Genomic DNA, 15,216 nt, shown 5'->3' on the forward strand with positions numbered 1-15,216 from the left:
CCGTACCGCATTTGTCAGAGCAATCCCTGGAACAAAGGGCATAACCGCTCCTGCTATAATCAGGTCTGCCGTCGAAGGAAATCCTGTATAACGTGCCCAGAACTGGGCGATCAATCCGAAAACAAAGGCACCCGCAAAGGCCGTTACAAAAGGAATGCGGACAAACTTCTCTACGTAGAGAGAGAAGGCAAATCCAAATAAGGTCGCAATAGCTGCGCCAAAAGCGTCATAAACATTGCCCCCAAACATAATCGAGAAGAAAGGGGCACTGAGGGTCGCTGCTACAGTCACTTGGAACTTTGTATAAGGAAGTGCTTGATCGCCGATTTCTTTCAGCTTTTTAAAGGCTGTCGAGAGATCAATCTGGCCACCGACAAGCTCCCGTGATACTTGATTGACATCGCAAACTTTTTCAATGTTATAAGAGGATGAGGTCACCCGTTTCATCCGAGAAATATTGGTGTTTTCAATAGAAAAGAAAATAGCTGCGGGCATGGCAAGAACATTGCAATCCAATATTCCCTGCGAATGGGCAATACGGATCATCGTATCCTCGACCCGATGAATCTCTGAGCCACTTTTCAGGAGAATGGTTCCTGCTAGCATAATCACATCAATGACGGCATTCAACTCTCTCGATTCGTCCATTTTCTCCTCCTTTTTCTACTCCCTATATTTTATCACAAAATCTTGTTAAAAAAAATCTTTGTCATGATTTCATGACAAAGATTCGTTTAATCTCGAGAACTTTCGCGGTTTCCTTCATTATTTGGTTGATTCGTTGGAGGATTATTTCCTTGTTGATTTCCTTGCTGGTTCCCTTGATTTGGTGTTGTTGTAGAACCCTGGTTCCCTCGTTGAGCAGAGTTAGAGGATGAAGTTGACGGTGGTGTTTTCGGTTTGTAAATCGAAATCTTGATACGCGTGCTAGCAAGGTCAACCTTTTCACCAGCTTTTGGTGTTTGATCTACAACTGTACCCTCTGCTGTTCCTTCAGGAGCAGTCGATACTTCAATAACCTCGATATTAGCCTCTTTTACTCCGACAATCTGAGTCAAGTTATTCTTTGTAAACTCGAGACTTGAACCGATGTAGTTCGGCATGCTGACACTAGTCACCTTCTTAGCCACTGTTAAGGTAATCGTAGTGGCTTTTGAGAGGTCATAAGTCGAACCTGAAGCAGGGGTTTGTCTGAGGATAGTTCCTGGTTCGCTTTCGCTGGATTCTTCCTCTTCCATCTTGATTAGATTTTCAGGAACCTTCTTCTCCTTGAGTTCAGCTACAACTTCTGTATACTTGCGTCCGACGTAATTGCTCAATTGGAAGGATTGCTTTCCAGAAGAAACAACCAAATTGACCTTGGTCCCTTCTTTTCGGCCGCTACCAGCTTCTGGATCCGTTCGAATAACACGTCCTTCTGCTACTGTATCGCTGGCCTCTGACTTTTCTTCACCAGCTTCAAACTTGGATTTTTTAAGAGTTTCCTTAGCCTCTGCAACGGTTTGTCCAGCTACGTCAGGAATAGGAATCGTTGCTGGTGTCCTTGACAAAATCCAGACCAAAGAGGCTGCAACCAATAGAAGACTGGCCAAAAGAATCATATAGCGAGCCTTAAACTTCCGTTTCTTGGCTGGCTTTGGTGCAGGTGCTGGCTCAGCGACTGGTTGAGTTGCTTTCTTTGGCTGAGGACGCTCTTCCTGCGCAGGCGCTTTAGGAATAGACGTCAGTGTACTTTGTGGAACTTTAGGCAAGGTCTTGGTATCTGCCTTGCTGGCATCATCAAAGACCAGTTTCGGTTCATTGCGACGATTGTAAGACAAGCTAGTTGACAAGTCCACATACATTTCCGAAACGGACTGATAGCGATCCGTCAACTTTTTGGCAGTTGCCTTTATAACAACATTCTCAAGAGCCTGAGGGACAGATGGATTTTCAGCAATGACGGACGGAAGTGGCTTCTGGAAATGCTGGAGAGCAATCGTAACTGCACTATCCCCATCATAAGGGATATGTCCCGTCAGCATCTCATAGAAGATAATCCCCATCGCATAGATATCGCTCTGGAAAGTCGCTTTAGAACCACGCGCTTGCTCAGGTGACAAATAATGAACGGAGCCTAGCATCGAGTTTGTCTGAGTCAGACTGGTCTCCGCAAAGGCTACTGCAATCCCAAAGTCAGTGACCTTAGCTGTGCCATCAGGGGTTAGTAGGATATTTTGTGGTTTCAAATCACGGTGGACAATGCCTCTAGTATGGGCTAAGCGCATGGCCAAGAGGATTTGTCCCATAATTCGAACTGCTTCTTCATTTGAAAGAGGGTAGTGTTCTTTGATATAACGCTTGAGGTCAAGGCCTGCTACGTATTCCATAGCTAGGTACTGTTGACCTTCTTCCTCACCAATATCTGTTATCCGAACGATATGAGGATGGTCCAGATCTGCCATAGCCCTCGCTTCACGCTGGAAACGTGCTACAGCAATCGGGTCTGTCTGGTAGTTGGTCCTCAGGACCTTGACCGCCACTTCTTCCCCGTCTAGGATCAAATCCTTGGCCAGGTAAACATCTGCCATGCCCCCTCGACCAATCTGTTTGATAATCCGATACCGCCCGGCAAAAATCTTGCCGATTTGGATCATTCTGCTTCCTCCTCGTTCATGTAAACAAGGGCAACCGTAATGTTGTCTAAACCTCCTGCATTGTTAGCGAAACGAATGAGGGTTGCCGCCTTGTCTGCTAAGGAAATATCGCTGGTTACGATATCATAAATCTCGCTGGCCGAAATCATATTGGTTAGGCCGTCACTGTTGAGCAGGAGATAATCCCCTGACTCAAGTGTAATCATTCCAAAATCTGGTTGAATCTCATCTTTTTGTCCGATGGACTGAGTGATGATATTTTTTTGGGGATGCGCTTCAGCTTCTTCTGGAGTCAACTGGCCAGCCTTGAGCAATTCATTGACCAAGGAATGGTCACTGGTCAACTGGTGGTACTCTTCTCCACGAATCAAACCGATACGAGAATCTCCAATGTGAGCATAGATAGCTTGGTTGTCAATAATAGCCATAGCTTCTAGCGTAGTTCCCATACCTTTGTAGTCTTCGTCCTGACCTAGTTGATGAATTTTTTGATTTTCAATCTCTAGGTAGTGGGCAAACCACTCACGAACTTCATTGACTGAGTCGATTTGGGTATCCACCCAAGCCACGCCTAGGTCTGTTACCGCCATTTCACTAGCGATATTTCCTGCACGGTGCCCTCCCATCCCGTCAGCCAAGAGGATCATAGTGCGTCCTGCTCGGTTGACAAAGTGATTGACATAGTCTTGGTTATTTGTTCGTTTCTGACCAACATCTGTTAATAATGCTATTTCCATTGTGTCAGTTCCTTCCTAATCTGATATCTTACGAAATTGGCTAATGAAGAATCCATCACTTCCATACAATTCTGGAGTAATCAGGATACAGCCATCTTTCAGGATATCTTTACATTCGTGTTCTAGTTTAACCTGTTCGAACTCTGGGTGACTTTCTAAAAACGCCTCAACGACTTGAAAGTTCTCCTCAGAGACAATAGTACAGGTACTATACGTTATTATACCACCTTTTCGTAGTGTTTGACAAACACTACCTAATATTTCCAGCTGAATTTCCTGTAGGGACGTGAAATCTGCCGTTTCTTTATTGTATTTGATATCTGGTTTGCGGCGCAAGAGGCCGATTCCAGAACAAGGGGCATCTACTAAAATCTTATCAAAAGAGTCTTTTTCAAAAAACTCATGCACTTTTCTGGCGTCCAATTTTTGCGTTTGCACCCGATCTGCCACACCTAAACGCTCCGCATTTTCTTGGATCAAGTCCAACTTATGATCGTAAAGGTCCAAAGCCGTCACCTTACCGGATGTGAGGTAAGAAGCCATATGAGCTGTTTTCCCGCCCGGAGCGGCACAGGCATCCAGGACCTGTTCATCACCTTGTAAATCAAGAGTCGGAGCAACCAATTGACTGGATTCGTCTTGGATGGTAATGGCTCCATCCGCAAACAAATCATGGCCTGCAAAGTGGCCTTGCTCCTTGACCAGACCAGTGGCCGCCAAAGGGGAATCAGTCGCCTCTAACAAAGCTTTGATTTCCTCTTTTCGGCTCAAGTTGGTCACCCGGATGCTGGCTTTGTTGCGCACCAAGAGACTTTTAAAGATGGCTTGTGCTCGCTCTTCACCGTATTCTTCCTTAAGTTTAGATACTAGCCAAACTGGGAGAGAATAAGCAATGGAATCACGCTTGTTTTTGCGTTTGATACTGTCAATGTCTGGCCAGCCTTCTCGCAAGATACGACGAAGGACGGCGTTGACCAATTTTTCACTCCCTTTTTTACGGGCTTTGGCTAGCTCTACCGCTTCATTAACAACAGCGTGATTAGGAATCTTATCCAGATACCGAAGTTGGTAAGCGCTCAGGAGGAGCAGAATATAGAGCCAGTTATCTAGCTTATCCCGGTCTTGGATAAAGTGGGACAGGTACCATTCTAAGGTGAGTTTGCGGGCTACCGTTCCGTAGACAATCTCTGTCACCAAACCCTTATCTGCTACTGAGAGTTGACTCCCCTTGAGGTGTTTGTTTAAAGCAATATTCGAATATGCTTGGTTGACTAGAACATCCTCTAGCACTGCTAGAGCTAGACTTCTAGCCGTTTCTACTTTAGTCACCAAATCGTTCTCCTACTGTCAATGTGCGTCCAACACCGTTGAGGAAGGAAGAAATGTCCATCTTAGGCTTTCCAGCTGGCTGGACTTGCTTAAGAGACAGAGCTCCTTCAGCCGCTGCAACGATTAATTCTTTCTTGCCGATTGAGAGGATCTCACCTGGAGCTCCCTGACCTTCTACTGGCAGAGCTTCATAGATCTTGAAGCGGTCTCCCTTGAGAAAAGTGTGGGTAACAGGCCATGGATTCATCCCTCTGATTTGGTTGAAGAGTTGACGATTGGTTTTAGTCCAATCGAGTTTCTCTTCTTCTGGCTTAATATTTGGCGAGAAAGTGACTTGACTAGGATCTTGAGGCACAGGTTTGATCTCCCCGGCAATATAGCCAGGCAAAGTGTCCAAAAGCAAGTCACGACCAACAAGCGCTAATTTTTCAAACAAGGTTCCAACATTATCCTCATCAGTGATAGGAATACTGCGACGGGAAATCATATCCCCTGCATCCATTTCCTTAACCATCTCCATAATGGTCACACCAGCTTCCTTATCCCCTTGAATCAAGGCATAATGAATAGGTGCACCACCACGGTGTTTGGGAAGAAGGGAAGCGTGAACGTTGACCGCAAAGTCCATGCTATCAAGGAGTTTACTTGGGAGAAACTGCCCAAAAGCAGCAGTCACAATTCCATCCGCTCCTAGCTTCATAATGGCTTCCATCTCTGGACTTCCAGATAATTTTTCAGGTTGGTAGATAGGAAGATTTGCTTCTTTGGCAGCCTGCTTGACTGGGGTTTCTTGGATTACTTTTTTACGACCGACAGCGCGGTCTGGCTGGGTTACAACAGCTAGAATCTCGTAACGATCATCTGATAACAACCCCTTCAAAACTGTTGCTGAAAAGTCGGGTGTCCCCATAAAGATTAGTTTCGTCATTTCTTCTCCTTCTTATAAAAATTGTTGCGGTTCATGGTCAATGCTGAGACGAAGCTCACTATTTTCCCGTTCTTGAGTCAAGGCCAAAACCCGATTGAGAGTCTGTCCCAGCTCATCTTCTAAACGGTATTTAATCAAAATCTGGTAATGATAAAGGTTGTGGGTACGGGCGATGGGTTTTGGCGTTGGTCCAAGGATTTTACTAGTTTCCGATAAACCTGAGCGCAAAATCCCCATAACTTCATAGGCACGTTTGACAACCTCTTCTTCTTTCTTGTGAGAGAGGGTAATCCCAATGGTGAAATAATAAGGTGGGTAGCCGAGTTGACGCCTAATACTCATTTCATAGGCGTAAAAACCTTCATAGTCCTGTTCCTTGGCAAAACGAATGGCATAGTGCTCAGGATTGTATGACTGGATCAAGACCTGCCCAGCTTTTTCCGCACGACCAGCACGACCAGCCACCTGAGTTAAGAGTTGGAAGGTTCTCTCAGAAGAACGGAAATCAGGCAAGTTCAGGGCTGTATCCGCATTGAGCACTCCGACTAGGGTCACATTGGGAAAATCCAAGCCCTTAGCAATCATCTGAGTTCCCAGCAAGATATCTGCTTCCCCTCGGCCAAACTGGTCAAGAAGAGCTTGGTGACTGCCTTTCTTACGAGTCGTATCCACATCCATCCGTAAAATGCGAGCCTGAGGAAAGAGTTCTGCTAGTTCATCATATGCTTTCTGAGTCCCTGTACCGTAGTAGCGAATACTGCGGCTTTGACAGTTGGGACAGACATGAGGAATTCCCTTCGAAAAGCCACAGTAATGGCAGTTCATGGTCTTGGTATCCATATGGAGAGTCAGAGAAATGTCACAGTTGGGACAGCTATCTACCGTTCCACACTCCCGACACATAACAAAGCTAGAATAACCCCGACGGTTGAGCATGAGGACTACCTGCTCTTTTTTATCCAAGCGGTCTTGGATGGCTTCTAGCAAAGGAGGCGTAAAGTTTGATGTCTCATTCTGTCCGATATAGTCCCGAAAGTCAATCACTTGAACCTCAGGAATAGTGGCTAAAGGATTGGCCCTTTGGGTCAGGCGTAAGTGTTGATAGACACCTTTGCCAGCCCGCGCACGACTCTCTAAGCTCGGTGTTGCCGAACCAAGGACCAGGGCTGCTTGATTATACTGGGCCCTTAGAATGGCGACCTCTCTAGCATGATAACGGGGATTGCTGTCTTGTTTGTAGCTAGCTTCATGTTCTTCATCGATAATCATGACACCCAGATTTTTCAGAGGAGCAAAGATAGCTGATCGAGCGCCAACAACAACTTGGGCATCGCCACGCTCAACCTTGCGCCATTCGTCGTACTTTTCACCATTGGACAGGCCTGAGTGGAGAATGGCTACTTTCTCGCCGAAACGAGCAATAAAACGCTCCGTCATTTGTGGCGTCAGAGAAATCTCAGGTACCAGCAAAATAGCCGTTTTCCCCTTGTCCAAGGCCCCTTGGATAATCTGCAAGTAAACCTCCGTTTTCCCACTTCCTGTAATCCCTTGAAGGAGGAAAGGAGGCAGTTGACTGCCAATAGCACTGACAACGGCATCACACGCCTTTCTTTGTTCTGGATTCAACTCCAAAGGTTGGCTCGCTTCAATGCCTTCAAAATAAGTAGCTGAGCGTTGCACTTCCTTTTGGACTATGGACACAGCTCCTTGCTCCACAAAGAAGTTGACTTGCTCGCGTGAGTAGGACTCTAACAAACTAGCCAGAGGAGCACTCTCAGGATGAGACAGCAAATAGTCTCTCAGCTCTGCCTTTTTCTTAGCACGCGCAGAAATCTCAATCTGCTCTAGCTGAGTAGCATCAACCTCATACCAAGACTGGGTCTTGACTTTCTTTTGATCGACTGCCTGGTATTCTAAGCGGAGTAGCCCTTTCCTGGTCAAGCGCATCATTTCTGCCTGTTTGGCAAGGTCTAGAGAAGAAAAGACTAGCGCATCTTCTGAACCAAACAGACGCTCTCGGTCTGACTGTCTCAGACCTTCCAGAGGATAGAGAATCTTATCATAACTGGAGTTTAAAAATCCTGGAAGCATGGCTTTTAGAATGGAGATTTTGTAAGAAAAGACGGACTTGCGTAGCTCCTCAGCCAGCCAGAGTTGCTCCTGGGTCAAGACGGGAGAAAAATCCAGCACCTCCGCAATCTCTTTCAAGTCCTGACCTTCCATCTCTTCATCTGACTGGGACTCCAGGCCCAGAACAATTCCTTGGATCAAGCGATTGCCCTTGCCAAAAGGAACATGGACCCGCATACCGGCTTCCAGCATCTCTACAAATTCCTCAGGGACCTTGTAGCTGTATGGCTGGTCTGTCTGCATCAGGGGAACATCCACGATAATCTTTGCAATAACCATCTTCTCACCTCCTTCTTGTCAGTACATTCTTGCAATAGAAAAAATAAGATTGAGTCCCCCCAACCTTAAATTTTTTCACCATCTTCTTTTTCTTTAGCGATTTGCTCTTTGATTTTCTTTTCTTCTTCTTCTTTGCGGCGTTTTTCTTCTTCGATACGGAGACGAACCGCTTCACGTTTTCCTTCTGGATCTGGGTGAATGGTTACATTTCCTGACTCGATTTCTTCCAAAGCGCGAAGAGTTGATTTTTCAGACTTAAACTCTTGAGTTGCTGGCGCACCGGCTTCTAGTTCGTGGGCACGCTTTGCTTCCAAGATTACGAGTGAATATTTTGATGGCACCTTGTCTAGCAAGGTATCGATAGAGGGTTTTAACATCATTTGCTTGTACCTGTTTCCTATAGTTTATCGAGTAGTTGGAGATTTTGGCAACATCTCCTGGTAATGACCAATGACACGGTCCACACGGAAGTGTTCTGCTTCGATCACACGCTTGACACGTTCAGCAGCGAGGGGCACCTGATCGTTGACAATGGCATAATCATACTCACGCATGAGGGCAATTTCTTCCTTGGCTTTTTCAATTCGTTGGGCAATCACTTCAGCGCTATCTGTTCCACGACCTACCAAACGATCTTGCAATTCATCCAAATCTGGTGGTGTTAGAAAGATAAAGACAGCATCTGGAACCTTTTTCTTAACCTGAAGAGCTCCTTGCACTTCAATCTCAAGAAAGACATCGATTCCCTTGTCCAAAGTTTCATTGACATAGGTTAGAGGAGTTCCATAGTAGTTACCAACATATTCTGCATATTCCAACATCTGACCTTGGCGAATCAACTCTTCAAACTCTTCACGAGTACGGAAGAAATAGTCCACCCCGTCCACTTCACCAGGACGTTGCGCACGTGTCGTCATCGATACAGAGTATTGAAATTGATTCTCAGAACTCTCAAAAATCTCTCTTCTAACCGTTCCTTTCCCAACTCCTGAAGGACCAGAAAAAACGATTAGCAAGCCTCGGTCTGCCATTATGTCTCCTTTAGTTAGTCTGTGAAATAAAGTGAAATTTCTCTCGGATACTGATGATTGCGTCAGTTATCCTTCTACAGTCTTTCTATCTAGTGTAACAAAAAAGCAGTAATATTTCAACTGCTCTTTCTTATTTATTTAGCATAATCTACTGCACGAAGTTCGCGGATCACGGTTACCTTGATATTTCCTGGGTAATCGAGATTATTTTCAATTTTCTCACGAACTTTGTGAGCCAAGATTGTGACTTTGTCGTCTTTGATTTGTCCTGGATTTACCATGATACGGATTTCACGTCCTGCTTGAAGGGCAAAGCTATTTTGCACTCCTTCAAAGCCATTGGCGATTTCTTCCAAATCATGGAGACGCTTGATATAGCTTTCAAGAGACTCACTACGAGCACCTGGACGCGCTGCACTCAAGGCATCTGCTGCAGCAACGATTACTGCAATGACACTTTCGGCTTCGACATCCCCGTGATGGCTAGCAATGGTATTGACCACAACTGGGTGTTCCTTGTACTTACGAGCCAATTCCGTACCAATCTCAACGTGGCTACCTTCAACCTCGCGGTCAATAGCTTTCCCGATGTCGTGAAGGAATCCAGCACGACGGGCAAGAGCTGCATTTTCACCAAGTTCACTGGCGATGATACCAGATAACTTAGCAACCTCAATCGAATGACGCAAGACATTTTGTCCATAAGAAGTACGGAACTGCAAGCGTCCCATGATTTTCATCAAGTCTGGATGGAGGTTCGGCGCACCAATCTCATAGGCAGCAGCCTCCCCATATTCACGGATTTTATTGTCAATCTCCTGACGGTTTTTCTCCACCAACTCCTCGATACGAGCTGGGTGGATACGGCCATCCTTGAGCAACATTTCCATGGTCATACGAGCAATTTCACGACGAATCGGATCAAATCCTGACAAGGTTACCACTTCCGGTGTATCGTCGATAATCACATCGACCCCTGTCAAACTTTCAAAGGTACGAATGTTTCGACCTTCACGACCGATAATGCGTCCCTTCATGGTATCGTCTGGTAGATGAACTGTAGAGTTTGTTGACTCCGCTACATACTCACCAGCGATACGCTGCATAGCCTGAACCAAGATATCTTTCGCAATCTTGTCTGAACGTTCCTTCACTTCTTGCTCAGCCTCACGAATGCGGCTAGCAATTTCCTTGGTCAAGTTTTCCTCTGTTTGAGCCAAGATAATATCTCGAGCCTCAGTTTGGGAAAGGGAGCTGATACGTTCAAGTTCAGCTTCTTTTTGTCTTTCGACTTCCTCTAATTGCTCTTCACGTGCATCAAGGTTTTTTGCTCTATCAGAAATACTTTGTTCTTTTTGTTCAAGTGTTTTTTCTTTGTTCGTCAAATTGTCGTCTTTGCGGTCAAGACTCGTTGCACGTTCCGTCAAACGACTTTCAATTTGCTTGAGTTCCTGACGTTCTGACTTAAATTCAGCGTCCACTTCTTCACGGTATTTTCTGGCTTCCTCTTTGGCCTCCAATAGTGCTTCTTTTTTAAGAGACTTGCTTTCACTCTTAGCTTCATTTAGTAATAAATCCGCTTCGCGCTCAGCTTGTCCTCGTAAATTAGTTGCTTCTTGTTCAGCATTTAGAAGCATCAACTCTGCAGCTTCTTGAGATGATTTCATCTTAGCTGAGATGCTGACATATCCAATGACTAAACCAATGATGACGGCAAAAACAGCAATCGCAAGTGTCATGATTTCCATGTTTTTACCTCATTAAATTTGTTTATTGAATGACATACATTCCTTAATATTCTATCATAAAAAACCGATTTTCACAAACCCAAATTGAAGAGTTTTGTGTGAATTTTAGAAGAAAGTTCTGAAATCACCAAACAAACTTTCTAGCTCTTAAAAATGACATTTTCATTAAAACATACAATAAAAAAAGCCTACCTTTCAGTAGACTTAGTTTGATTCTATTCTAATCGGCACTCTTCCAAAATTCTGCTCTGCAATACTTGGCTGTCCTAGTTGGTAAATCTGGTCTGCCTTTTGAGTCATAGCATCCCAGGGTTCTTTACCAATTCGGCTGACTAGATGGACCTGTTCTTTCAGAGACTTGAGGTGTTGTCTGCCTTTTTCGGTAAAACCAAGAACACGGATACCTTCTGGCAAGTCGCTTTCTCTGGCCTGTACCAAAATATAGGTCAAGAGGCGTCTGACACGCGCCTTGGTATAACGCTTGGTCGCAACTACCTCAATCAATTCATCCAGAAACTGGGCTGTTTTGATAGCTTCCTTGATGCGCACCGCCATTTCTTGATTGACCTGATAGATCGTTGTTAGGTCTGGATTTGACAAGATTTGATAGCGGAGCAAGGGAAAATAGTCATCCCAACTCACCTTACTGGCCTGCTCAAAGAGAGCAACAGAAGGCATAAAGCGTTCTAAGAAATCTTGGTCTGATTGATGCTGACGGAGAGCTGTTGCCGAGGCAAAGTCAACATCCTTATCCACAGAATGATAACCAGCCCCCTGACGCTGAATCGGATGGAGTTTGATTCTACGTCCCGCAACCGCCTTGGCATAGGCCAAAGCTAGAACATGATTGGGTGTATTGCCTGAAAAATCAAGACCTGCAAATTCCTTCCACATGGCTTGGGTTTTCTGAGGATAGGAAAGGGAATCAGGCAGATTTTCCACAAATTTCTCCATCTCAGTACCTTGCTCTGTGTATAAGTCAGATATCTTTTGATAATCCAGAACTTCCTCTGTCCCGAAAGCTAGGGTATCAATGCCTAAGCGAGCCAAGATATCCACAGCTCCTTGGCCAAAGAAATCTGCCGCCTGAACACTAACTAAAAAGGGCAATTCCACTACCAGATCCGCTCCATTTTCCAGCGCCATCTGAGCCCGTGTCCACTTGTCCACGATAGCAGGCTCCCCTCTCTGCATGAAATTCCCAGACATGGCAATGATTTTCAGTCCCTTCGCCTGCTCAAGCAAGTATTTGTGCCCATTATGGAAAGGATTGAACTCCGCGATAATACCTGTGATGGTCATGATGTTCTCCTACTTCTGCGCGACAAAAAACCAACGGGTGCTGGTTTCTGTCGGCTCCTTGTCCTCAAAGTCCGCATAGAGTTTGAAAGACTTGAAACCAGCCTGTTCCAGCAAAATATCATAGGTCAAGACCTCATAGGTTCGCTCCTCATGTACTTCATCGTGACGACTAAAGGAACCGTCAGCCTCCTTGACAAAGAAAGTCAACTCATGCACGATGGAGTGAGGAGCTTCGTCCTCATAGGTGTCCCAAAGCATAGCGAAATCTTCCGCATTTTCATGGTAGGAATAGCCAGGGAATACTTCGTCTGTCTGGTAGGTCGAATGCACATCAAAGATGAAAACTCCATCTTCATTGAGGGCACTATACACTTCCTTAAAGACGTCTCCTACCTCGACCTCATCCTGCATATAGCAGATAGAGTCCGAGTAACACGTAACAAAGTCGTATTGACCTGCCTTAGATAAATCCAGCATATTGCCTTCAATAAAATCAATCTTTTGCTTGGCTGAAGTAGCTCTTTTCTCCGCAATCTTCAGCATATCTGCGCTCAAGTCAAGCCCCGTCACATCAAAGCCTGCTTGAGAAAAGCGCACAGACTGGATACCTGTTCCACAAGCCAATTCCAAAAGCTTCTTTCTCTCCTTGGTCTTAGGCAAATGACGCAGAGAAAAATCCGTCCATTTATCATATAAACTATCATCCATCACAGCATCGTAAACAGCCGCAAAGGTTTCATAAGTTGCCATAATTAAGATACAAAGAGCGTTAAAAGCAAGGAGAAAATAGAAAACTTTCTGCTGTATCGTCAGATACAAAGGAAGTTACTCTTTTTCTCGCAGTTTTTAGCTCGTGTTCAGTTTCGAGATGAACTAAACACGACGCCCTCACCTTTCTATCCATTTTTCTAAACTAAGCAAATAAAACCCAGTTGACTACAACTGAGTTCATTTCCTATGCTAAGGCTTCTGAAATGTCTACTGACTCTGCCTCATGCCATAGTTTTTCTAGGTTATAGTGGGCACGCATTTCTTCTGAGAAGATATGCACAACGACGCCACCAAGGTCCAGCAAGACCCAGCCTCCAGCTGCATCTCCTTCGACATGGCTACCTTTAAAGCCAGCTTCAGCTACTTTTTCACGGATATTGTCAGCGATAGCGTCCAACTGACGGCTATTCATTGAGCTAGTGATGACAAAGTAGTCCGTCACGCTGGTCAAATTCTGTACATCAAGTGCAAGGATATCCTCCGCACGTTTTTCATCAGCCGCTTTCACGACTAGTTCTAGTAATTCTTTTTCGTTCATTTAGTCCTCTTTCAAATAGTGCACAAAGACGTTATAGGTTTCCAGGGTTTGGGGATAGATGGGGAATCCCTGATGAGCTAAATGCTCCACAGTTCGTGCCGTTTCGTAGGCCACTGCCTTATTAAGTGACAAACTTGCAATTTCACGTGCCACATCCACGCCTGGAAAGGCGCGGTTATGCTCGATATAGTCTGCAACGTAGATAACCTTATCAAGGTCTGTCATCTGACCAGCTCCGACTGTATGGATTTCAATAGCTCGTAGGATTTCTAGATCATACAAATCCAAATCTTCCTGAATCTTGTAAATTCCAACCATGCCATGCCAAACATTATTGCCCCAGTTTTTGAGGTCAGGGTCTAGCTGATAACGGTCAATCAAGTCAAGAAATTCCTGATCTGACAACTTTTTAGCATAGTCGTGGAGAAGACCTGCTAGTCCTGCTTTCTCGGCATCGACTCCAAATCTCTCAGCTAGTTCTATGGCTGCACGCTCTACACCCAGACAATGGGTCAAACGTTTTTCAGGCAGAAGCTCTGCCATTTTTTCCAACAAAGCCTCACGGGAGCAGTTGATATAGTCTTGATAGGCCATCAGTAGAGTCCCTCCTTCTCGATGTAGTCTAGCACTGGCTGAGGTAGGAGAAAGTTAGGTTTCCGACCTTGGGCAAGGAAGTCACGTACCATGCTAGAAGAGATGTCCATGAGAGGCACATCCACCCAGATAACTGGATAGGAAGTCCCTGCCTTGTAGCGTGGGCGCTGAACTCCAACAAACTGAACCATGTCGACCAACTCATCAATTCGGTACCACTTCGGCAGATAGTCCACCATATCAGCCCCGATAATGAAGTAATAATCCGTGTCTGGATGTTGCTCGGTCAAAATCTTCATGGTGTCGTAGGTGTAGGAAATGCCCTTGCGCTCTAACTCGATTGTTTCAATGGCTAAGCCTTCAATCCCCTCAATCGCCAATTCAAGCATCTTGAGACGGTGGTGTTCAGGGATGGTTTCTTTTTTGTCTACATGAGGTGGCTGATATTCTGGCATGAGCAGAACCTGGTCCAGTCCCAACTGTTGTCGCACTTGGTCCGCCACAACAAGATGGGCATGGTGAACGGGGTTAAAATTCCCCCCTAAAATCCCGACTTGTTTGCGTTTTTTCTCCTTGATTTCTGGCTCCAACTCTACCTTGGTAAAGGGAGTCAATAATTCGATTGCCATAGGCTCGTCTTCCTTTAATTCTCTGTAAAAACAGTTGTTTGGAGTAGGTGTTTAGATTTCTTTGACTTTTTTAGAAATCTTGCGATTTTCTTTCTTGCTAGATTGTTTAAACAAAATCAAGATGCGTCCGATTTTTTGGACTGTATCCACACCAATTTCTTCTTCCAAGATTTCAGCTACTTCGTGGATGTTTTCATCTGTGTTTTGCAAGAGAGTAACCTTGATCAATTCGCGGGCGTCGAGAGCCTGACGGACGCTAGTTTTGATTTGGTCGTTAAGACCATTTTTTCCAATTTGAATGATAGGTTTGAGGGTATGTGCCTGGCTGTTGAGGAAGGCACGTTGTTTTGATGTTAATGACATGATTTGTTTAAAAGAGTTTCTTTTTATACTTTTCTGAAGTGGTGACGGACGTCAGCAAAGTCCTTTGGACTTTCATGACTAAAATTTGAGCCTAAGGTCTCAAATTTTCCGCAGTTGGTACAATCACTTGTACCAACTGACACCACAGCGAAAAGTATTCTCTATAGGCTCGCCCTGCTCGCCTTTATAAAGACAACCCTT

General features: G+C 45.0%; 15 protein-coding genes. All 15 read right to left on the reverse strand.

Translation table 11 applies throughout. From position 1 onward, the window contains the following. Window positions 1-648 (reverse strand): threonine/serine exporter family protein (locus tag HMPREF0849_RS02635; RefSeq protein ID WP_009013542.1); only part of this gene is annotated, 648 nt, incomplete at its 3' end. 86 nt (window positions 649-734) lie between these two features. Then, window positions 735-2,636 carry a Stk1 family PASTA domain-containing Ser/Thr kinase gene (gene pknB, locus HMPREF0849_RS02640; RefSeq protein WP_000614508.1) on the reverse strand — a complete coding sequence of 634 codons (1,902 nt, stop codon included), beginning with the start codon at window positions 2,634-2,636 and terminating at the stop codon, window positions 735-737. Continuing rightward, window positions 2,633-3,373, reverse strand: a complete 741-nt coding sequence (locus HMPREF0849_RS02645; protein WP_000401534.1) for a Stp1/IreP family PP2C-type Ser/Thr phosphatase — start codon at window positions 3,371-3,373, stop codon at window positions 2,633-2,635. Before HMPREF0849_RS02645 ends, pknB begins: the two co-directional genes overlap by 4 nt. A gap of 15 nt (window positions 3,374-3,388) precedes the next feature. Then, window positions 3,389-4,702, reverse strand: coding sequence for a 16S rRNA (cytosine(967)-C(5))-methyltransferase RsmB (gene rsmB, locus HMPREF0849_RS02650; protein ID WP_009013543.1), 1,314 nt, complete (start codon window positions 4,700-4,702; stop codon window positions 3,389-3,391). Then, window positions 4,695-5,630: a methionyl-tRNA formyltransferase gene (gene fmt, locus HMPREF0849_RS02655; RefSeq protein ID WP_000163664.1), complete on the reverse strand. Its 936-nt coding sequence runs from the start codon at window positions 5,628-5,630 to the stop codon at window positions 4,695-4,697. Before fmt ends, rsmB begins: the two co-directional genes overlap by 8 nt. 12 nt (window positions 5,631-5,642) lie before the next feature. Continuing rightward, window positions 5,643-8,039, reverse strand: a complete 2,397-nt coding sequence (locus HMPREF0849_RS02660; protein ID WP_000233891.1) for a primosomal protein N' — start codon at window positions 8,037-8,039, stop codon at window positions 5,643-5,645. Window positions 8,040-8,104: 65 nt separating this feature from the next. After that, on the reverse strand, window positions 8,105-8,419 hold the full coding sequence (rpoZ, locus tag HMPREF0849_RS02665; RefSeq protein WP_002874282.1) for a DNA-directed RNA polymerase subunit omega: 315 nt from the start codon (window positions 8,417-8,419) through the stop codon (window positions 8,105-8,107). A gap of 24 nt (window positions 8,420-8,443) precedes the next feature. After that, entirely contained in the window at window positions 8,444-9,070 is a 627-nt protein-coding gene (gene gmk / locus HMPREF0849_RS02670; RefSeq protein ID WP_000775041.1) for a guanylate kinase, read from the reverse strand. 134 nt (window positions 9,071-9,204) lie between these two features. After that, complete coding sequence (locus HMPREF0849_RS02675; RefSeq protein ID WP_000404963.1) at window positions 9,205-10,818, reverse strand: ribonuclease Y; 1,614 nt, start codon at window positions 10,816-10,818, stop codon at window positions 9,205-9,207. Between the two features lie 204 nt (window positions 10,819-11,022). Continuing rightward, window positions 11,023-12,120, reverse strand: a complete 1,098-nt coding sequence (locus HMPREF0849_RS02680; RefSeq protein WP_000156384.1) for a nucleotidyltransferase — start codon at window positions 12,118-12,120, stop codon at window positions 11,023-11,025. Window positions 12,121-12,129: 9 nt separating this feature from the next. Next, the gene (locus HMPREF0849_RS02685) at window positions 12,130-12,870 is read right to left on the reverse strand and encodes a class I SAM-dependent DNA methyltransferase (RefSeq protein WP_009013544.1); all 741 of its coding nucleotides are present in this window, start codon (window positions 12,868-12,870) and stop codon (window positions 12,130-12,132) included. Window positions 12,871-13,075: 205 nt separating this feature from the next. Next, window positions 13,076-13,429, reverse strand: coding sequence for a ribosome silencing factor (rsfS, locus tag HMPREF0849_RS02690; protein WP_001003033.1), 354 nt, complete (start codon window positions 13,427-13,429; stop codon window positions 13,076-13,078). Beyond that, window positions 13,430-14,023: a bis(5'-nucleosyl)-tetraphosphatase (symmetrical) YqeK gene (yqeK, locus tag HMPREF0849_RS02695; RefSeq protein WP_000331218.1), complete on the reverse strand. Its 594-nt coding sequence runs from the start codon at window positions 14,021-14,023 to the stop codon at window positions 13,430-13,432. Continuing rightward, the gene (locus tag HMPREF0849_RS02700; RefSeq protein WP_000963696.1) at window positions 14,023-14,652 is read right to left on the reverse strand and encodes a nicotinate-nucleotide adenylyltransferase; all 630 of its coding nucleotides are present in this window, start codon (window positions 14,650-14,652) and stop codon (window positions 14,023-14,025) included. The genes yqeK and HMPREF0849_RS02700 overlap by 1 nt, the downstream gene beginning before the upstream one ends. A 51-nt stretch (window positions 14,653-14,703) precedes the next feature. Next, the gene (gene yhbY, locus HMPREF0849_RS02705) at window positions 14,704-15,015 is read right to left on the reverse strand and encodes a ribosome assembly RNA-binding protein YhbY (protein WP_000060169.1); all 312 of its coding nucleotides are present in this window, start codon (window positions 15,013-15,015) and stop codon (window positions 14,704-14,706) included. Between the last annotated feature and the right edge of the window lie 201 nt (window positions 15,016-15,216).

This window comes from Streptococcus sp. C300, from assembly GCF_000187645.1.
Lineage (GTDB): Bacteria > Bacillota > Bacilli > Lactobacillales > Streptococcaceae > Streptococcus > Streptococcus oralis_CQ.